An 18,737-nucleotide genomic window follows, 5' to 3' on the forward strand; every position below is an offset into this window, starting at 1 on the left:
GTCGTGTTGCGGGATGAGCCTACTGCTTGGCGATCTTCGTTCGAGAACCGGCCTTCGTAGGGGGCGCGGGACCCTACGGGGCCGTACTGGTGTCGACGCCTGCCGCACTCAACAGGTCGATGACCCTCTCGAACTCCGTCCACGTTTCGGGGTATGTGTTGTTGCCCCACGTACGCGCGAGGCGCACGGCCTTGGCCGTGGGGGCGGCGCCGCGGTCGAGCAGGTGCCGCACCATCTGCGGTCTTCCGGCTGCGGATGCCCATTCGAGGGGCGTCCGGCCCTTCGTCAGCAGATGGATGTCGGAGCCGTGGTCCAGCAGGAGGTCCACGATCTCCGGGCGCCCCGCGGCGGATGTCACCGTGAACATCAGGGCGTTGCCGTCCCGGGACGCCGTGTCGGGGTGAACGCCGGCATCGAGCAGGATGGCGACCATGTCCGTACGGCCGTGCGAAGCGGCCGAGGTGAGCGGTGTGAGTTCGCCGTAGTCGTGCACCGCCTGGTGCGGATCCGCGCCGGCTTCGACGAGCACGCGGACCACCTCCGCGTGTCCTCGCCGCACTGCCATGTCCAGGGCCGTGAGCCCGCGCCCGCCCCTCTTCGGGGCGTCCACCGGAACCCCCTCGTCCAGGAGTCGCGCCACCTGGCTCGCATCGCCGTCCTCCGCTGCCCGTACCAGCCGGTCCACGGCACTCTCGCTGTCCATTTCTTGATCATCCCGGGTTGCCGTGCCGAGGGAAGGGAGTGCCTCGCAGCCGGAGGCCTGGAGAGGGCGCCCGAGGCCGGGGCCCCGCACAGAGTGGTCACAGAAGTGCCATACCATGCGCACACCAGCTCGTAAGTTCTCCGTTTGAGGATGCACACGTCATGTCTTTCGGTGCCACGTCCCGTTCCCTGCGCGGTATATCTGTTGTCGTCGCCCTTCTCGCAGTCGGTGCGGCGGGATGCTCCGACGCCATCGACAGCGCCAAGGACGGCGCGAAGAAGGTCGCCCGCCAGCGCTCGGTCTTCTCGCTCGCCCCCGGCGACTGCTACAACCCGAACAGCAAGGCCGAGACCGAGGAATTCGCGATCGAGATCGTGCCGTGCGAGGAGGCCCACGAGGGCCAGGTCGTCGGCGAGTTCACGATCGACGACAAGGGTGCCTACCCGGGTGACGACGAGGTCGCGGTGATCGCCGACGAACGCTGCCCCGTCGAGGCGCAGAAGTTCGCCCCGGACAACTGGGCGCTGCCCGCAGGCGTCGACGTCTTCTACTACCACCCCACCAAGGAGAGCTGGGCGACGGGCGACCGCGGTGTGAGCTGCGCCTACACCAAGGATTCGGGCAAGCTTTCCGGCTCGTTGAAGAGCGCCCCCCTCAAGGCCGACCAGCTCGCGTACCTCAAGGGTTCGAACGGCGTCTACGACGCCCTGTGGATGAACCAGCCCGAGGCCGACCAGATCGAGAACGACCTCCCCGGATACAAGAAGCAGGCCAAGGCGGTCGCCGCCGCGCTCGACGCCCACCTCAAGGGTCTGCGGAACATCGAGCAGCCGGAGACCGGCAAGCTGCGCGTCAAGCTGGAGAAGGCCGCCGGGGACTGGAAGAAGGCCGCATCGGCCGCCGACACGGATGCCTTCTACATCGCCTACGACGTGGCCTTCACCGGCATCGACCCGAGCAAGACGGTCGCCGCCCGCAAGGAACTGAACCTCGCCACGACGGTCCCGGCCGACGAGGCCGAGGTCTGGGCCGGCTGACCTCCTCCGCCCACTCGCTCCTCAGGTGGCGCTCCGCTCGCTCGCCTCGCGCAGGTTCCGGTCGACCGCGCGGTCGTACGCGGCGTCCGGAGCGCCGCCGGGGCTGCCCGGGCGGCCGCTGCGCAGGAGTTCGCGCCAGCGTTCCTGGCTCCAGTCCGCAGGGGCCGTCGTGCGCATGAAGTCCTCGACCAGGGTGCGGAAGCGGACCGGGTCGGCGTGGAAGGGGAAGTGGCCCGCGCCCTCGAAGATCTCCAGGCGGCTGCCGGGCATGGCCGCGTGGGCTCCGTAGGCGTGCTGGACGGGGACCACGCTGTCCCGGGATCCCCACAGCAGCAGGGTGGGCATGCCCTGGGTCAGGTAGCAGCGGTCCAGCATGGTGACCACCTGGCCCCGCCAGTCGACCACCGCCCGCAGCGTGCTGATGAAGGCGCTGCGGGACGTGGCGTCCGGGAGGGCGTCCACGAGGTGGAGCAGCTCCCCGGCGTCCTGGCCCAGGTCGGTGTCGAGCACTTTGATCAGCCACGTGAAGAGGCCGACCTGGCTGCGCATGCCGGGCAGGCGGAGCGTGGACAGCATCAGGTCGGCGCCGGGCAGGGACACCGCCCGCAGGACCGGGTTGACCTCGCGTCCCACCCCGCCCGCGCTCACGAGGATCAGGCGGTCGGTGCGCTCGGGGTACTGGTACGCGAACTGCATGGCCACTCCCCCGCCGAGCGAGTGACCGACCAGGGTGGCGCGTTCGATGCCGAGGACACCCAGGAGGTCCCGGATCCCGTTCGCGTAGGCGGCCACCGAGTAGTCCGCCCTGGGCTTGTCCGAGGCGCCGTGGCCGAGGAGGTCCGGGGCGATCACCGTGTGGTTGCGGGCCAGGTCGGGGATCAGGTCGGCCCAGGTCGCGGAGGAGTCGCCGATGCCGTGGATGAGCAGGATCGCGGGGCCCGACCCGGCCATCCGGTACGCGCGGCGGTAACCGTGGATCACGCGGTGGCGCAGCGGGACATCGTGCTCGCCCTGTTCCGCGACCGGATGCAGACCGCTCGCGCGGGACGGGGACGGGGCGGGGGACGGGGACAGGAACGTTCCTGGTTCGGGGTGGGGTGCGCCGGCCATGGATCGCCTCCGGTTCCTCCGATCGGACGGTGCCCTGATCGGACGGTCTTCTGCTCTGACAAGTCCCGGTCTTCATCAGACGGTCTTCTGCTCGGACGGCTCCTGAGCGAGCGTAGAAAGCTCCGGATCCCAGGCGGTTTCCGGGACGTTTCAGGCAGCGATCGGAGTGGCGGGCGCATGCGGGACCGGCGCGGCCGGGAGGTGGGGGAACCCGTAACACGCGCGTAGCAGTTGCGGGCGTCGGCGCACCCTATGATCGCCCCAGCACGCCCTCCGCCGACGACTTCCCCTCGTCGGCCGTGGTGCCGTGTGTCTCCCTCTCCCCGACCGGGTACGGCCGACGCGCCGCCCTGCCCGCGACCCCTGGAAGGCGGCCTGAATGGTCTCTCCCGTACGTATATGGCTCAACCGCACGTACGCGGAGAACGTCTTCTTCATCGATCAGCTCCGAGATAATCCGGAGAAGCGGCCGGTCGCGATTCATGCCACCCACGGGGATCCCGACTCCCCCGTCCTCGCAGCAGCCGACACCGCCGCACCCGAACCCGAGGGGCTCTCCCCCGCCGGCTACGTCGAGTTCGCGCTGGACCAGTGCGCCAGGCGTGCCGTCGACGTCTTCGTCCCCGTCCTTCACCAGGCGGCGATCGCCGCGCACCGTGCGGAGTTCGCGGCACTCGGTACCACGCTGATCGCCCCGCCCGCGGAAGCCTCCGCGCTCTTCCAGGACAAGGCGACCGCGTACGAGACGGTCGCGGCGGCCGGAATTCCCGTGCCTCCGTGGTGGCGGGTGCGGACCGAGGACGAACTGCTCGCGGCCGTCGATGCGATCGAGGCCGATGGCGGCAAGGCCTGCTTCAAGCCGGCCGCCGGTGCGGGCGGGGTCGGTTTCCGTATCGTCACCCGGGCCCCGTTCTCCCTGCTCCACCTGGGCGGGTTCCCGAGCCCGTACGTACCGCTGGACCTCATCGTCGAGGCCCTGCGCCGCAGCGACCGGTCCGTGGACTGGCTCGTGATGCCGCGCCTGGACGAGCCGGAGGTGTCCGTCGACTGTCTCACCGGGCCGGACGGCGGGGTACGGATGGCTGTGGGGCGTACGAAGAACGGGCGCCGTCGCGGGTTCACGCTCCGCCCGTCGTGGATCGACCCCGCCCGGCTGATCGCCCACACGTTCGGGCTGCATTGGCTCACGAACATCCAGTTCCGTGTGTACGAGGGCCGACCCGTCCTGATGGACGTCAACACGCGCCCGGCCGGCGGACTGCACCAGCTGTCCCAGTGCGGCCTGAACGCGCCCTGGGCTGCGGTGAGTCTGGCGCTCGGCAACGACCCCGGCGATCTGACCCCGGGCTTCCTGGGCGAGGACTACTCCGTGATCGCCGGGCCGCGTGCGCTCCGGCCGGTGGTACTGCCCGGGCAGCGGTCGGAGGAGCCCACCGTCGGCCTTCCGGCACCCGGCGAAGTCCCCGTGACACTCTGACGTACTCCGTACGCCACCTAAGGGCTGCACCCGCGGACCGGACGCTGCCCTTTCAAAAAAAATGCCTTGCCTGCGCGGGGGCGACTCGCCAGGCTGGGGCGCATGCCGGGACAGCGGAAGCGTAAACGGGAGGCCGCCAGGCGGGCTTCGGCGTACCCCGGCCGTGCGGGGCGCTGGGAAGTCGTCTTCGAGACCCAGGACGAAGCCGAATGGCAGGCGTACGTGCGCCGCGTCCGGGACTCGCGGGAGACCGCCGACCCGTCGGAGCTTCGCCTCGACACGCTGTGCGGGCGTACGGTCCAGCCGACCACCTACCGGCTGAGCAGGTTCGTGCCCTGCGACGATCACCCTTAGCGGCCGCCGTCGGGGTGTTCCAGGTCCTCGGTGACCGGTTCTGGCCCAGCTCCGCACCAGGGTTTTTCGACCCGGATTCCACCCTGCCGCCGCACCGTGGGACCAGTGATCCATTCCGTTGTCGCGCCACCCACTGGGGGGTACCTCCCAGGGACCTCTGGGGGATACCCCCCACCCAAGTCGGGGACCACCCGGGTCGTTCGGATGACGCGCTGTCCCTAGGTTCTGAGGTGGAATCGAAGCACCGTCCCAGAACACCTCCGGAGGCTCCCCGTGACCGCCCCCTCGCCCCGACCCGACGATCGGCCGACGCGCACAGCCCGCTCGCTCGTCGCGTCCTTCGTGCGTTTCGTCGTCTGCGGTGGCGGCGTGGGGCTCGCTTCCAGCGGAGTGCTCGTGCTGCTCAGCGGGTCGATGCCGATGATGGTCGCCAACGCGATCGTCACCGTCGTCTCGACCGTGATCGCGACCGAGCTGCACAGCCGGGTCTCGTTCCGGAGCGATCGGCGGGGCTGGGGCGTCCACCTGCAGTCCGGTCTGACGGTGGCCGTGAGCTACGCGTTCACCACGGGGGCGCTGCTCGTTCTGCACGCCGTGCACTCCGCGCCCTCGGCGCTGCTCGAGCAGGGTGTCTACCTGTCGGCCTCCGCGTTGGCCGGGGTGGGGCGCTTCGCGTTGCTTCGGGTCGTCGTCTTCGCCCGGTCCGCGTCGCCCGCGAACGATGCCGCCCTCGGCAGGGCCTCCGTGGCCATGGCCGCGTGACGCCACACGCGAAGTGTCGCGCCGACCACTGCTCCGCTGCCTCGCCGCCACCCTCCCGAGGAGCGATGACATACCCATCATGACAGGTCAGGCCGTGTTTTCGTAGGACGAACAGCACTGTCCCCAAACCTTGTTGGGCACCTCGGCCGACTCCCAGAATCACCCTCATGAATCACGCCGAGAACGTCGATCATGATGCGGTGCTGCGCGCACGGATGCTGCTGCTCGGATCCGGAAGGATCAACATCGACGAGGAGATCGACGCGTACCGGGTGCTCGCCCGGGTGAGCCCGGCCGTCTACCTGCCGCGCCTCGCCTCGGAACTGGTGACGTACGGCTACCGGGAGCTGCAGGACCCGGAGCTCCGGCTGGCACTGCGGGCCGAGGCCGCCGCTGCCGCGCGGGCGATGGACCCGGCGGAGCCGAAGCGGGCCGAGCTGCTCACTCGCGCCCTACGGGCCTGCCGGCACGAGCTGTACATCCTCGGACGGCGTAAGGAGGCCTTCGCCGTCTGCGAGGAGATGGCCCGTGAGGGACGCGAGGCGTACGCGGCGGGGCAGGTGGCGAGCCCTCTGTACGGGCACCATCCGCTGGCCGTCGCTCTGGCCGAGGAGGGACGCCACAGCGAATCGGCCCGGCTGCACGGGGAGATGGTCGAGGAGGAGCGGGCGGAGAGCGGTCCTACCGGTGTGTCCTTCTGGTCGATGGTCGCGTGGGCGGCCGAGCTGGACGCCTCCGGTCAGCACGGCGCGGCCATCGAGTCCTTCACCGAACTGGTGTCGGCAGGCCGCGAAAAGCTGGACCAGGGCCGCACTTCACTCGCCATCGTGACGTGGGAGCTGATCCGTCTCGCCCAGATGCTCGACGCGGAAGGACGCCGCGGCGAAGCCCGAACCACGCGGAAGGAGGCTCTCGGGTTCCTTATCGAGCTGGCCGGGAGCGGCGAACGTCAGAGCTGGAGCAACATCGTCTCCTGGTGGCTCGTCCTGCTGGCCATGTCCGGGCGGACCGACGAAGTACCCGTGCCCGGGGAGCCCGCCCCGGCGTTCGGCCTGAACGACGGCTGGTCGCCCGATGTCAGGCAGGCCTACCTCGACGGCCGCGAAACACTCGAGGCCGAGATCGCGTCGTCGGCACCGCCGGCGCAGGCCGACCCGGCGTCCTATCTCGCCGAACTCGCCGTTCTGCAGCGTCGGCTGACGATTCGTTCGACCATGTACTGGGAGTCGCGCACCCATCTGTTCGTCGACCGCGTGCACCCCCTGTTCGACGAGGGGGTGGCCCTCACCCGCCGGCTGGCCGATGTGGACGAGGCACAGGGCCGCGCCCCGCTCGCCCGGGCTCTGACGGATCGATCGACCCTGCTGATCGCGGGGAAGCGGTACGGCGAGGCGCTGGCCGACTTCCGGGAGGCCGTCGACCTGCTCGACCGGTGAGGAAGGCCGCACGACGGGCTCCTCTACGATCGACCGCGTGTGCGCAAACGTGATAGTCGCGGAAGACGACGCGAAGCAGGCCGAACTCGTACGCCGCTACCTCGAACGTGAAGGGCACGCGGTCACGGTGGTGGCGGACGGCCTCGCGGCGCTCGAGCAGGTCCGGCAGGGCACGCCGGACCTGCTCGTCCTCGACGTGATGATGCCGAGAGCCGACGGCCTGGACGTCATACGTGTACTGCGCTCCGAGGAACGGGAGTTGGCGGTTCTCATGCTGACCGCACGGGCCACGGAGGACGATCTGCTGCTCGGGCTCGACCTGGGCGCGGACGACTACATGACCAAGCCGTACAGTCCGCGCGAGCTGATGGCCCGGGTGCGTACCCTCCTGCGGCGCACCCATCGGCGTGCGGGCGAAGGCGGCCCGGGTGAGGGCGGGGTGCTGCGGGTGGGTGCCCTGGCCGTCGATCCCGTACGTCACGAAGTGGCGGCCGACGGGGTGCGGATCGAGTGCACGCCGGGCGAGTTCCGGCTGCTCGCCGCGATGGCCGCCGAACCCGACCGCGTCTTCACCCGGGAGCAACTGCTGGCGGAACTGCACGGGTTCGACCGGTACATCAGCAGCCGCACCGTCGACGTGCACATCATGAACCTGCGGAAGAAGATCGAGCACGCACCCCGCCGGCCGGTCCGGCTGCTCACCGTCTTCGGTGTCGGCTACAAGCTGACGGATCCGGTGAAGGGTGCCTCGCGTGCGCCGGGCCGGTGAGAACGACCGGCACCGACTGCCGCTCCGCAAGAGCCTGCTGGGCCGCCTGCTCGCCGTGTCGGCGCTCGTCGCGGCCTGTTCGGTCGCCGCGACCGCATGGCTGGCCGTGCAGACCACGTCCGGCGCGATCGAGCAGGAGCAGGGTCAGAACCTCACCGCCGACACCCGTATCCACGACACCCTGCTCGGTTACGCGGCGGCGCACCCCACCTGGGACGGTGTCGGGGCCACCGTGCGTGAGCTGGCCGACGAGTCGGGCCGGCGGATCACGCTGACGACGCAGAGCAGGGGCATCCTCGCCGACTCCGCCGACGGTTCCCCTCCCCCACCGGCCCTGCCTCCCCAGGCATCGGCGGTCGTTGATCCCATGTCCGTGGACGCCGCCCTGTCGTCCGGGGCCGGATCAGCGACGATTCCCGTGGGCATGAGGTCCCGCAGCGACCGTGTCGACCCCCGCGCCGTCGGACCGTTCCGGCTGCCCGACGCCGAGCGTGCGTCGCTGCGCCGCGCCGCCGAGGAGGTGGCACGGTGCCTCAACCGGTCCGGTATCGCCTCGGACGTCGTGGAGGGGCCGAGCGGCCGGCCCCGTATCCAGGACGTGGGCAACGATCCCGACCGTCTGCAGGGCACCCGGTGCACGACGGAGGACCTGGACCGCCCGACCCCCACCGAGGAGAAGGCGCTCAGCGCTCTGAGCCGGCTGGCCAACGCCTGTCTGAGCCGGCAGAGCCGCGAGCCCGTCCGGCTCGGCCTCGACCTCTCCTGGGACACGGCCGGCGAGCCCTTCCCGGTCCCGGCAACCGCCGCGCCGACGCCCGTGCCGAGCAGCGCCCCCCGGGAGGCCCAGGTGGCTCCGTCCCCCGAGCCCACGGCCCTCACCAGTGAGAACGACCGGGCCATCGCCTCGTGCGTCGCCGTCGCACGCCGCGAACAGCTCAGCTCCTACGTCGCCCCGCCCTCACTGCTGTTCATCAGCGACCCCGGCGGCGGCGCCGTTCCCGCATTCGACCTGTCGCCCGCGAACACGGCCAGGATCACGGGGGTCGCGGCGCTCGTCCTCGCGCTCACCGTGGGCGCCTCCGTCCTCGCGGGGGCCCGGCTCGTACGACCGCTGCACGCGCTCACGGGAGCTGCCCAGCGGATGCGCGACGGTGAGGACTCGGCACCCGTGGTGGTCGCCGCGGACAACGAGATCGGTCGGCTGGCCGCCGCCTTCAACGACATGTCCGCGCATCGCGCACGGCTGGAGGAGCAGCGCAAGGTGATGGTCAGCGACGTCGCCCACGAGCTGCGTACCCCGTTGAGCAATATCCGCGGCTGGCTGGAGGGCGCGCAGGACGGGATCGCCGAGCCCGACGCCATGTTCATCTCCTCTCTCCTCGAGGAGGCGGTGCAGCTGCAGCACATCATCGACGACCTCCAGGACCTGTCGGCGGCGGATGCGGGGGTGCTGCGCCTGCACCCCGAGCCGGTACGGATCGAGGAACTGCTCGCCCATGTCGCCGCGGCCCACCAGGCGCAGGCCGACGCGGCGGAGGTCGGTCTGACGGTGGCCGCCTCGACCGCCGGGGCACCCCTGCCCTCACTCACCGCCGATCCGGTACGGCTGCGGCAGGCCATGGGCAACCTGGTCTCCAACGCCGTACGCCACACCCCTGCGGGCGGGCGGGTCACACTGCGCGCGTACGCCACCGGGCCCGAGGAGGAGGAGCAGGAGCAGGGGCGGGTGGCTCTGGAGGTCGCCGACACCGGCAGCGGTATCCCGGCGGAGGATCTGCGGTACGTCTTCGACCGCTTCTGGCGCGCAGAGAAGTCCCGCAGCAGGCGCACGGGAGGCAGCGGGCTGGGTCTGGCCATCGTCCGAAAGCTCGCCGAGGCGCATGGCGGGACGGCCGACGTCGTCAGCACGGTGGGTGAGGGATCGGTCTTCACTCTGAGGCTGCCCCAGGCGGTCCCCGATCCCGGGGACGCGGGCCTGATGCGATGAACACAGCGTCCTGACAGCTTCCTCATAACTTCACTCCAGTCTGTCGGCATGCCCGGCGTCCGAAGCGCATTCGCGTGCGGGCCCCACCAAAGCCGGGCTGGAATCGGAGTCCTTCACATGTCCCCTCGTTCGACCCTGCGCACCGCAGTCCTCTCCGCCGTCGCCGCGGGCGCGGTCCTCGTCCCGTCGGCCGCGGCCGTCGCGGACGACGCCACTCCCAAGCCGGTGCCGACCGCCGCAGAGCGCACCGCCACACCCAGCCCCGCGCCGGAAGAGGCCGCGCCCTCCGCGGCACCGGCCCCGGCCGAGAAGTTCAGGAGCAGGGTGACGCCCCGGGGCGGCGTCGCCGCAGGTGAGCGCGCGGCCGCGGAGAGGGGCGGCAGCACGGCGCTGTACGGCTCGGCGGCGGGAGCGGTCCTGCTCGCCGGCGCCGGCACGTTCGTGCTGCGCCGCCGCTCCGCCGCAGACCGCAACGGCTGACCTGCCCTCGGGTGGCGCCGCTCCGCGTGACGGGGCGGCGCCACCCTGCTGTTCCACCCGATCCGCCTACGCCCGGAGCCACCATGCCCCGTACCGCACACGTCTTCCGCCGCGCCCTCATGTCCTCGGCCGCCGCCGTTCTGATCCTGGTCCCGCTCACCGGCTGCTCAACCTCCGGCGCTGCGCAGCCGCCCGCCGCGGTCACGTCGGCGTCCGGAGCGGCGGAGCGCCCGAACGCGTCGGAGTCCCCGAACGCACCGGCTCCCACGCAGATCTCCATCCCCTCGATCGGGGTGACGAGTCAGCTGATGCGGCTGGGGCTCAACGCGGACGGCACCGTGGAGGTTCCGCCCGCGGACAAGGGCATGACGGCGGGCTGGTACGCGGGAGGGGCCGTTCCCGGGGAGCCGGGCGCCGCCGTGGTCATCGGCCACAACGACACCCGGTTCGGCAAGGCTGTCTTCCACGACCTGAAGAGGATTGCCGAGGGTGCGGACATCACGGTCCTCAACGGGCTCGGCGAGCGGACGCACTTCACGGTCACGGGCACCGAGACCGTCAGCAAGAGCGCCTTCCCCAGTGAGAAGGTCTACGGGGAGACCGGCGACCGCGTGCTCCGGCTCATCACGTGCGACGGATCGTTCGACGCCGATGGGCACCCGGTGGACAACCTCATCGTCTACGCGACGCTCAGCTGACGGAACCCCGGACGCCGCGGCCCGTTCCTCGTCCCGACCTGTTCGTACTGCTGCCGCAAGACGCCGTACATCCCACCTCTACCCACGAGTAACTCCCCCTGGTTTGATGGGCGTCACCGCTCCGAACCCCACACCAGGAGAGCCTGTGCCGCACACCGCGATCCGCCGTATCTCCGGCGCGACCCTGGCCGCCGCCCTCGCCGCAGCCACGCTCGCACTCAACGCCCCGCAGGCATCGGCGGCGGACACCCCGTCGCTGCGCGTTCTCACGTACAACACGTTCCTCTTCAGCAAGACCCTGTACCCGAACTGGGGCCAGGACCACCGGGCCAGGGAGATACCGAGGACGGCCTTCTTCCAGGGCAACGACGTCGTCGTGCTCCAGGAGGCGTTCGACAACGCCGCGTCCGACGCCCTGCTGCAGAACGCCTCCGCCCAGTACCCGTACCGGACACCTGTGGTGGGACGGAGCAAGAGCGGCTGGGACGCGACGAGCGGGGCCTACTCGGCGACGACCCCGGAGGACGGTGGCGTCACCGTTCTGAGCAAGTGGCCCATCGTCCGCAAGGAGCAGCACGTCTACAAGGACGCCTGCGGGAGCGACTGGTGGTCCAACAAGGGCTTCGCGTACGCCGAGTTGAACGTCAACGGCGCCCGCGTCCACGTGGTCGGGACCCACGCGCAGTCGACCGACCCCGGATGCGGGGCGGGCGAGGCGGCCCGGATGCGCAGCCTGCAGTTCAGGCAGATCGACGCGTTCCTCGACGCGAAGAACATCCCCGCGTCCGAACAGGTCGTCGTGGCAGGCGACTTCAACGTCGACTCGCACTCCCCCGAGTATGCGTCGATGCTCGCCGACGGCGGGCTGGCGGGCTCGGACGCCCGTACCGGACACCCGTACTCGTTCGACACCCAGGACAACTCGATCGCCGCCGAGCGCTACCCCGACGACCCCCGCGAGGACCTGGACTACGTCCTGCACCGCGCGGGCCACGCGAAGCCGTCCGGGTGGACGAACCACGTGGTGAAGGAGAACAGCGCGCCCTGGACGGTGAGCAGTTGGGGTACGGACTACACGTACACGAACCTCTCCGACCACTATCCGGTGGTCGCGTCCGGTCAGTAGGGACACAGGGGACAATCGGACGGGTGAGGGGCGGGCAACGCGCGGTGGAGGGTGCACCGCGCCGCGGCCCTCCTCCCGCCCGGCCCGCCCGCGTACCCCGAAGGACCGTCTCTTGCGACCTGAGCCCCAGCCGTTCCAGCTCGTTCCGGGCGCCGCCGGATCACCGGTGCTGCTCCACGTCCCCCACTCGTCCCGATCCGTCCCGGCGCACGTACGCGACGGCATCCTGCTGGACGACGGAGCCCTGGAGCGGGAGCTCGACCAGATCACGGACGCGCACACCGCCGCGCTCGCGGCCCTGGCCCGCGAAGCCTGCGCCCAGGCACCCTGGCAGTTCCTCAACGGTCTGTCGCGCCTGGTCATCGACCCCGAGCGGTTCCCGGACGACCGGGAGGAGATGCTGGCGGTCGGCATGGGCGCGGTCTACACGCACACCACCTTCCGCGAACGGCTCCGCGCGTCCGGCGTGGACCCGCAGCCGCTGCTCGACCGCTACTTCCATCCGTACGCACGAGCAATGACGGCGGCGGTCGACGAACGGCTGGCCGCCACGGGGCGGGCGGTCGTCATCGACGTCCACTCCTACCCGACCACGGCGCTCCCGTACGAACTGCACGGTGCGGGCCCGCGCCCGCCGGTCTGCCTGGGCACCGACAGCTTCCACACACCGCCCGGCCTGCTGGCCGGGGCCGAGGCGGCGTTCGCCGGGTTCGGGGGCACGGGGCTCGACAGCCCGTTCCCGGGTACCTATGTGCCGCTGAAGCACTACGGGAAGGACCGCCGGGTCAGCGCGCTGATGATCGAGATCCGCCGCGACCAGTACATGACCGAGCCGGGCGGCCCCGCGGGGCCGGGCCTCAAGGCGTTGGCGTCCGCGCTGGCCGAGCTGGTGGACGGACTGTAGGTCGGTCCCGACGGCCGGCCCCGGCCGCGATCGGTCCTCAGCCGGCGGCGTCGGGCGCCGGCCTGTGCTCGGCGGCCCAGGAGGCGAGGATGCGCAGCCCGTCGTGCGAGGGCGTGCCGGGCTCCGCCGTCCAGACGACGAGCTGCTGGTCGGGGTCGGTCGTGGCGGTGAGCGTGTCCCAGTCCAGGGACAGCTCGCCGGCTATCGGATGGTGGAGCGCCTTGGTTCCCACGCTGAGGGTGGCGACCTGGTGGGCCGCCCACCACTGGCGGAAGTCCGGATCCTGGACGGAGAGCTCCCCCACGAGGGCGGTGAGCCTGGGGTCGTCGGGGTACTTGGCGGCTTCCATGCGCAGTTGGGCGACGCAGGTGCGGGCCACGGTCTCCCAGTCGGCGTACAGCGTCCGCATGGCGGGATCCGTGAAGAGGATCCGCACGTAGTTCCGCTGCTTTTCCGGAACCTTGCCGAAATCGGTGACCAGGGTGGCGGCCAGTGAATTCCATGCGATGACGTCCATACGGCGTCCCAGGACAACGGCCGGGGTGGCACTGAGATCGTCCAGGACCCGCCGCAATTGCGGTTGCACTTTCTGCCTCGCGCGCCGCCGGGGCCGCGCGTTCTCCTTTCCCGCGAGGCCGAAGAGGTAGTCGCGCTGGTCGTCGTCGAGGTGAAGGGCCTGGGCGAGAGCCCTCAGCACAGGCGTGGACGCCTGGATGCGCCCCTGCTCCAGACGGGTGTAGTAGTCGGTGGAGATCGAGGCCAGCTGGGCAACCTCTTCCCTGCGCAGCCCAGGGACCCTGCGGGGGCCGCCGCTCTCGGGCAGACCCACGGTACGAGGGCTGAGCTCGCTGCGGCGGGCCTTGAGGAACTCGCCCAGCTCGTTCAGATGCGCATCGGAGGTCATGTGTTCCAGTCTGGCACCGGTCGGCCGCTGTGAGAGGGGGAGAGATCTCTCCCAGGATGTTTCTCTCCCCGGAGGAAAGTCTCCCCTTTGCGGCCGCGCATGCGGGTGTAAACCTTGGCGGAGCGGCCGGCACAGGCAGTGGTTTTCCGAAGGAGAGGTACCCATGGAATTGGTGAAGCAGCAGCCCACGACGAAGGCCCCGGCCGAATGGTTCACCGGCGATGTGTGGTTCGACGTCGTTCAGGCGGGCCGGGAGCCCTCCCGGATGCGCGCCAACATGGTCCGCTTCGCCCCCGGCGCCCATACCGCCTGGCACCACCACGCCGTCGGCCAGACCCTGCACATCGTGTCGGGGGTCGCACTGATCGGCACCCGGGACGGCACGGTCATCGAGGCGCACCCCGGGGACACCGTGACCTGCCCGCCCGGTGAGGAGCACTGGCACGGGGCCGTACCGGACCGGTTCATGGAGCACCTCGCACTGTGGGAAGGCCTCGGCGACGACCGTCCGGAGACCACGTGGCTGGAGAAGGTCACCGACGAGCAGTACGGCCGCCCGCGCACCACAGGCCGCTGACACCGGACGGCGCCCGGTGCCCGTTCCCGGGACCGCTGTCCTCCCTTTTGAGCACCACCGGAGAAGAGACCCCCCATGCGAGCAACATTCATGTACGGCGCCGGTGACGTGCGCGTGCAGAACGCGCCGGACCCGGCCATCCAGCAGCCGACCGACGCGGTCGTACGCGTCGTGCGCTCCTGCGTCTGCGGCAGCGACCTGCACCCCTTCCACACGATGGCGGCCTCCGACGGTCCGGCCCCGATGGGCCACGAGTTCCTCGGCGTCGTCGAGGAACTGGGCGCGGACGTCTCCGGCCTCCGGCGCGGCGACCTGGTCGTGGCACCGTTCGCGTACGCCGACAACACGTGTGACCTGTGCCGGGAGGGCCTGCACACCTCCTGCCCGCAGGGCGGGTTCTTCGCTTCCGGCGGCGTCGGCGGCGCCCAGGCCGAAGCGGTGCGTGTCCCGCAGGCCCAGGGCACCCTGGTCAAGCTGCCCGTCGGGGAGGACTCCCCGCTGCTGCCGTCCCTGCTGACCCTGGCGGACGTGTACGGCACGGGGTACCACGCCGCCAAGCAGGCCCGCGTCAACCCGCGCACCACGGTCACGGTCGTCGGGGACGGCGCGGTCGGTCTGATGTCCGTCCTGTCCGCGAAGCAGCTGGGCGCCGAGCGGATCATCCTGATGGGCCGCCACAAGGACCGCACCGATCTCGGCCGTTTCTTCGGCGCCACGGATGTCGTCGCCGAGCGCGGCCAGGAGGGCATCGAGAAGGTCCGCGAGCTGACCGGAGGCCAGGGCACCCACACGGTGCTGGAGGCCGTGGGCCACATGCCCGCCTACGACATGGCCGTCGGTGTCGTCCGGCCCGGCGGTGTGATCAGCCGGGTCGGCGTACCGCAGTACGAGGACGCGGCGATCGGCTTCGGCAGCCTGTTCGGCCCGAACATCACCCTCACCGGCGGCCCCGCTCCGGTGCGCGCCTACATCGACGAGTTGCTGCCCGCGGTGCTGGACGGAACGGTGGACCCCGGGCGGGTCTTCGACCGCACGGTGTCCCTGGACGAGGTGGCCGAGGGCTACGGCGCGATGGACCGGCGTGAGGCACTGAAGGTGCTCGTCACTCCCTGACGGTCGCCGCGCCGGGCGCAGGACGGGTGGGCAGCCGTCCTGCGCCGGGAGTCACGCGAGACGGTCCGCTTCACGGCCGGCGGACGCCCGGTCTCCGGCGGAGCGAGGGGACACGGCCCGCGTTCTCTCTCCTACGGCCGGGCGTACGGCCGGGTCATGATCTCCATGTTGTGGCCGTCCGGGTCGTCGAAGTACGCGCCGCGCCCGCCGAACAGCCGGTTGATGTGGCCGGGTTCGGTGTGGGCGGGGTCCGCGTAATAGGTGACGCCCAGCTTCTGGAGGCGGCCGATCATGGCGTCGAACTGCGCGTCGGGCACCAGGAACGCGTAGTGCTGCCCCTGGATCGGTTCGTCCCGCTTCTCGTAGTAGTCGAGCGTCACGCCGTTGCCAAGATCGACGGGCAGGAACGGGCCGAACTGACGGCCCACCCCCAGCCCCAGGATCGCGGCCATGAACTCGGCCGACAGGTGCCGGTCGGTGGCGTATACGGCGGTGTGGTCGAGCTGGACGGTGGTGACACCCTGCTCGGGTGCGTACTGGCTGCACATCTGTGACAACTCTCCGGTTCGTGGGTTCCGTTGGGACGACGGCGCCGCAAGCGGGCACCGGACGGACGACACGGAGGGAGGGCGGGGCTCGCGCCCGCCACGCGGTCATGCCAAGGCCGGGCGCCTCTCTCGTACATGGCCCATGGCCGACCCGGCAGTCACGCGGCCGATCCTAGCGCGTCCGTCCACGCGCCCGCCGGGCGGCGGATATCTTCGCGTCCATGGACGACTCGGCATCGCTCCGGCGCGCACACGGCCCCGTCACCCGTGGTCGGCTCGCCGAGGACCTGACCACGCTCGGCCTCACCGACGGCGACATCGTGATGTTCCATACGCGGATGTCCGCCATCGGATACGTGGCGGGCGGCCCTCAGACAGTCATCGACGCGCTCGGCGACGTCGTCGGGGAGCGCGGGACCCTGATGGTGACCTGCGGCTGGAACGACGCCCCGCCCTACGGCTTCACCGACTGGCCGCAGGCGTGGCAGGACGCCGTGCGCGCGGAGCATCCCGCGTACGACCCCGAACTGAGCGAGGCCGACCACGACGTCGGCCGTCTGCCGGAGGCACTGCGCCGGCGGCCGGGCGCCGTCCGCAGCCGCCACCCCGACGCGAGCTTCGCCGCGCTCGGTGCCGCCGCTCAGGCGCTGATGGCCGACCACCCCTGGGACCACCCGCACGGCCCCGGCAGCCCGTTGGCGAAACTGGTCGCCCTGGACGGCCGGGTCCTTCTCCTGGGTGCCCCGCTGGACACCCTCACGCTCCTGCACCACGCCGAGGCACTCGCCGTGGCACCGGGCAAGCGGTTCGTGGACTACGAGCAGCCGATCCGCGTCGAGGGGCGGCGGACCTGGCGGTGGTTCCGCGACATCGACTCGGAACACGGCGCCTTCGACTACTCGTCCGTCGTGTCCGCGGACCAGGATCCGTTCGAAGCCGTCGTCGAGGACATGCTGGCCGCCGGAGTCGGCCGCCGGGGCCGGGTCGGCGCAGCGACCAGCTACCTGTTCGAGGCCGCCGAGGTCGTGCGCTTCGGTGTCACGTGGATCGAGGAGAAGCTGGGTGGAACCCCGTAGCCCGGCGGCCCCGCGACGATCGCGCCCGGAGCGGTGTCCGTCCACGGCAGGAGGCCCCGGTACGGTCCGGCGCCACGCGTGGGCGGCAAGGGGACGGAGCGCCATGCGCGGGCGTAGGCGGGCGGCTCGGCACGGCCCGTCACGAGGACGGCCACCGGTGTCCGGCGTGCGGCGGCCATGATGGCGCCGGGTGTGATGCTCGTATCGTGCCCGCTGGTCTGACGCGAGGAGCAGCCGGCGTAGTACGCGATGGGGACGGCTTGCTCCCCGCTGACCACGCACGGTGGACGGACCCCGAGCCGGTTCAACGCACCGGCGACGGCCGCGTAGTCGGCGCTCGTGGAGTGGCTGCTGGCCGCCACCCGGCTGAGGACCTGAAGCTGAACGGCGAGGTGACCGGCCAGGACCAGGGCCAGCAACGCGACGCCCACCGGCCGTCGGGCGTCCCGCGCCCGTGTGAACAGATGGAAGAAGCATTCGGCCACGGGTACGGCCAGCAACGCGTAGGCCGGGAGGAGGAACCGGGGCGCCGAGTACTCGATGAGGAACAGGTACGGCACGGCCGATGACCCCGCGGTCGCCGTTGCCACCAGGGCGACAGTGCCTCGGCCCGCACGGCGTGCGACGACCGTTCCCCAGACGGCGAGGAAGGGAACGGCGGCCCACCACACGGCCGTTCCCGGGCGCTTCCACGGAATGTCGCAGGGGCGGCAGAGGGTGCGCCCCTCCAGGGATCTCACCTGGTCGTCCACCGCGATGTTCCATCCCAGGCCGCCCTGGATCTCACTGGCCCGGTGCAGTCGGGCACGTACGCCCCCGTGGTGTGCGTACGCCTCGACGACCCAGGGCGCGCAGCCCGCCAGCAGCCCGAGCACGAGCGCGGCACACAGGTCGGGGCGCCGCCGGCCGGGCACCAGGACCGCCGCCAGGGCCAACGGCAGTGTCAGCCAGGCCCCGTCGGCGGGGCGCATCAGCGCGACCAGGGCCACGGCGCCCCCCGCCCCGACGAGCTCCGCGCGTCCACGGGCACCGCCCACGGCTCTCACGACCCAGCCGGCGGCAGCCAGGGCTCCGAGCGCGCACCAGAGATTCGGCATCGCCATCGGGCCGTAGAACAGGGTGGGCCACAGCCCGGCGAACAGTGCGCCCGCGCCCACGAGTACGGGCGCGGGGAGCACCTTCCGCCAGATCCACAGGGCGACGACCAGCGCGGCGGCGGAGAGCAGGGCGAGGTAGATCCGCAGCACGGTCGTGGAGGTCGTGAGGGCGGCAGCCGGAGCGACGAGGTAGGAGATGCCGCGCGCACGGGGCGCGCTGAAGAACGCGGGAGGGGCGTTGCCGCCGACCTGGCTGACGTAGACGGTCTCGTCCCAGGCCAGCCCCGACCCGGGTACGACGACGGCCAGTTGGACGACGACGAAGACCACGGCGACCGTGATCAGCCACGGCAGCGGCCGGGAGGCGGGCCTGCGGAGCTGAAGGGGTTCGGCCCTCGGCGTCGAGCGCGGTGGCCGACACTCCTGCATAACTGCTCCCCTATCGCGACAGATGCACGCAAACTCAACAGAGGACACCCTGCCCGAAGCGGGGATCCGGACGGCTGGGGGCGCGCCGTCGCGGAGCAACAGGGGCCGGGAGATTCCCGCTTGCGCGTCCGGCAGTGCGGCCTACGCCGC

General features: G+C 71.2%; 19 protein-coding genes. 14 read left to right on the forward strand and 5 right to left on the reverse strand.

What is annotated here, in order from left to right; translation table 11 throughout:
- Window positions 1–73 precede the first annotated feature (73 nt).
- Window positions 74–703 (reverse strand): ankyrin repeat domain-containing protein, encoded by a 630-nt coding sequence (locus OG257_RS06710; protein WP_329205620.1) that lies wholly within the window; start codon window positions 701–703, stop codon window positions 74–76.
- A 161-nt stretch (window positions 704–864) separates the two neighbouring features.
- Between OG257_RS06710 and OG257_RS06715 the strand changes: the two genes are divergently transcribed.
- The gene (locus tag OG257_RS06715; RefSeq protein ID WP_329205622.1) at window positions 865–1,740 is read left to right on the forward strand and encodes a septum formation family protein; all 876 of its coding nucleotides are present in this window, start codon (window positions 865–867) and stop codon (window positions 1,738–1,740) included.
- 21 nt (window positions 1,741–1,761) lie between these two features.
- Here OG257_RS06715 and OG257_RS06720 read toward each other — a convergent pair whose 3' ends face one another.
- On the reverse strand, window positions 1,762–2,850 hold the full coding sequence (locus OG257_RS06720; protein ID WP_329205623.1) for an alpha/beta fold hydrolase: 1,089 nt from the start codon (window positions 2,848–2,850) through the stop codon (window positions 1,762–1,764).
- A 379-nt stretch (window positions 2,851–3,229) separates the two neighbouring features.
- Between OG257_RS06720 and OG257_RS06725 the strand changes: the two genes are divergently transcribed.
- The 10 genes from OG257_RS06725 (at window position 3,230) to OG257_RS06770 (ending at window position 12,843) form a co-directional block, all read left to right on the forward strand.
- The gene (locus OG257_RS06725) at window positions 3,230–4,327 is read left to right on the forward strand and encodes an ATP-grasp domain-containing protein (RefSeq protein WP_329205624.1); all 1,098 of its coding nucleotides are present in this window, start codon (window positions 3,230–3,232) and stop codon (window positions 4,325–4,327) included.
- Window positions 4,328–4,429: 102 nt separating this feature from the next.
- The gene (locus OG257_RS06730; protein WP_329205626.1) at window positions 4,430–4,681 is read left to right on the forward strand and encodes a hypothetical protein; all 252 of its coding nucleotides are present in this window, start codon (window positions 4,430–4,432) and stop codon (window positions 4,679–4,681) included.
- Window positions 4,682–4,954: 273 nt separating this feature from the next.
- Entirely contained in the window at window positions 4,955–5,443 is a 489-nt protein-coding gene (locus OG257_RS06735; protein ID WP_329205628.1) for a GtrA family protein, read from the forward strand.
- Between the two features lie 167 nt (window positions 5,444–5,610).
- A complete protein-coding gene (locus OG257_RS06740; protein WP_329205630.1) occupies window positions 5,611–6,879 on the forward strand; it encodes a hypothetical protein in 1,269 nt (422 codons plus the stop codon).
- Between the two features lie 49 nt (window positions 6,880–6,928).
- Window positions 6,929–7,648 carry a response regulator transcription factor gene (locus OG257_RS06745; protein ID WP_329214949.1) on the forward strand — a complete coding sequence of 240 codons (720 nt, stop codon included), beginning with the start codon at window positions 6,929–6,931 and terminating at the stop codon, window positions 7,646–7,648.
- Complete coding sequence (locus OG257_RS06750; RefSeq protein WP_329205632.1) at window positions 7,632–9,635, forward strand: sensor histidine kinase; 2,004 nt, start codon at window positions 7,632–7,634, stop codon at window positions 9,633–9,635. Before OG257_RS06745 ends, OG257_RS06750 begins: the two co-directional genes overlap by 17 nt.
- A 117-nt stretch (window positions 9,636–9,752) precedes the next feature.
- Window positions 9,753–10,115 (forward strand): hypothetical protein, encoded by a 363-nt coding sequence (locus OG257_RS06755; protein WP_329205633.1) that lies wholly within the window; start codon window positions 9,753–9,755, stop codon window positions 10,113–10,115.
- Window positions 10,116–10,198: 83 nt separating this feature from the next.
- Window positions 10,199–10,813, forward strand: a complete 615-nt coding sequence (locus OG257_RS06760; RefSeq protein WP_329205635.1) for a class F sortase — start codon at window positions 10,199–10,201, stop codon at window positions 10,811–10,813.
- 145 nt (window positions 10,814–10,958) lie between these two features.
- A complete protein-coding gene (gene sph / locus OG257_RS06765; protein ID WP_329205637.1) occupies window positions 10,959–11,939 on the forward strand; it encodes a sphingomyelin phosphodiesterase in 981 nt (326 codons plus the stop codon).
- A 112-nt stretch (window positions 11,940–12,051) separates the two neighbouring features.
- A complete protein-coding gene (locus OG257_RS06770; protein ID WP_329205639.1) occupies window positions 12,052–12,843 on the forward strand; it encodes an N-formylglutamate amidohydrolase in 792 nt (263 codons plus the stop codon).
- A 37-nt stretch (window positions 12,844–12,880) separates the two neighbouring features.
- On the opposite strand, the gene OG257_RS06775 is transcribed toward OG257_RS06770, so the two are convergent.
- Complete coding sequence (locus OG257_RS06775; protein WP_329205641.1) at window positions 12,881–13,747, reverse strand: helix-turn-helix domain-containing protein; 867 nt, start codon at window positions 13,745–13,747, stop codon at window positions 12,881–12,883.
- Between the two features lie 163 nt (window positions 13,748–13,910).
- Here OG257_RS06775 and OG257_RS06780 point away from each other — a divergent pair, with 163 nt between their 5' ends.
- Both OG257_RS06780 and OG257_RS06785 read left to right on the forward strand, forming a co-directional pair.
- Complete coding sequence (locus OG257_RS06780) at window positions 13,911–14,324, forward strand: (R)-mandelonitrile lyase (protein ID WP_329205642.1); 414 nt, start codon at window positions 13,911–13,913, stop codon at window positions 14,322–14,324.
- Window positions 14,325–14,399: 75 nt separating this feature from the next.
- Window positions 14,400–15,437 carry an alcohol dehydrogenase catalytic domain-containing protein gene (locus tag OG257_RS06785; protein ID WP_329205644.1) on the forward strand — a complete coding sequence of 346 codons (1,038 nt, stop codon included), beginning with the start codon at window positions 14,400–14,402 and terminating at the stop codon, window positions 15,435–15,437.
- A gap of 131 nt (window positions 15,438–15,568) precedes the next feature.
- Here OG257_RS06785 and OG257_RS06790 read toward each other — a convergent pair whose 3' ends face one another.
- Entirely contained in the window at window positions 15,569–15,985 is a 417-nt protein-coding gene (locus tag OG257_RS06790) for a VOC family protein (RefSeq protein ID WP_329205645.1), read from the reverse strand.
- 221 nt (window positions 15,986–16,206) lie between these two features.
- Here OG257_RS06790 and aac(3) point away from each other — a divergent pair, with 221 nt between their 5' ends.
- Entirely contained in the window at window positions 16,207–17,061 is an 855-nt protein-coding gene (gene aac(3) / locus OG257_RS06795) for an aminoglycoside 3-N-acetyltransferase (RefSeq protein ID WP_329205647.1), read from the forward strand.
- Here aac(3) and OG257_RS06800 read toward each other — a convergent pair.
- A complete protein-coding gene (locus OG257_RS06800) occupies window positions 16,986–18,587 on the reverse strand; it encodes a hypothetical protein (RefSeq protein WP_329205649.1) in 1,602 nt (533 codons plus the stop codon). The two genes, aac(3) and OG257_RS06800, sit on opposite strands and share 76 nt — an antisense overlap.
- Window positions 18,588–18,737 lie beyond the last annotated feature (150 nt).

The sequence above is a fragment of the Streptomyces sp. NBC_00683 genome, from assembly GCF_036226745.1.
Taxonomy (GTDB): domain Bacteria; phylum Actinomycetota; class Actinomycetes; order Streptomycetales; family Streptomycetaceae; genus Streptomyces.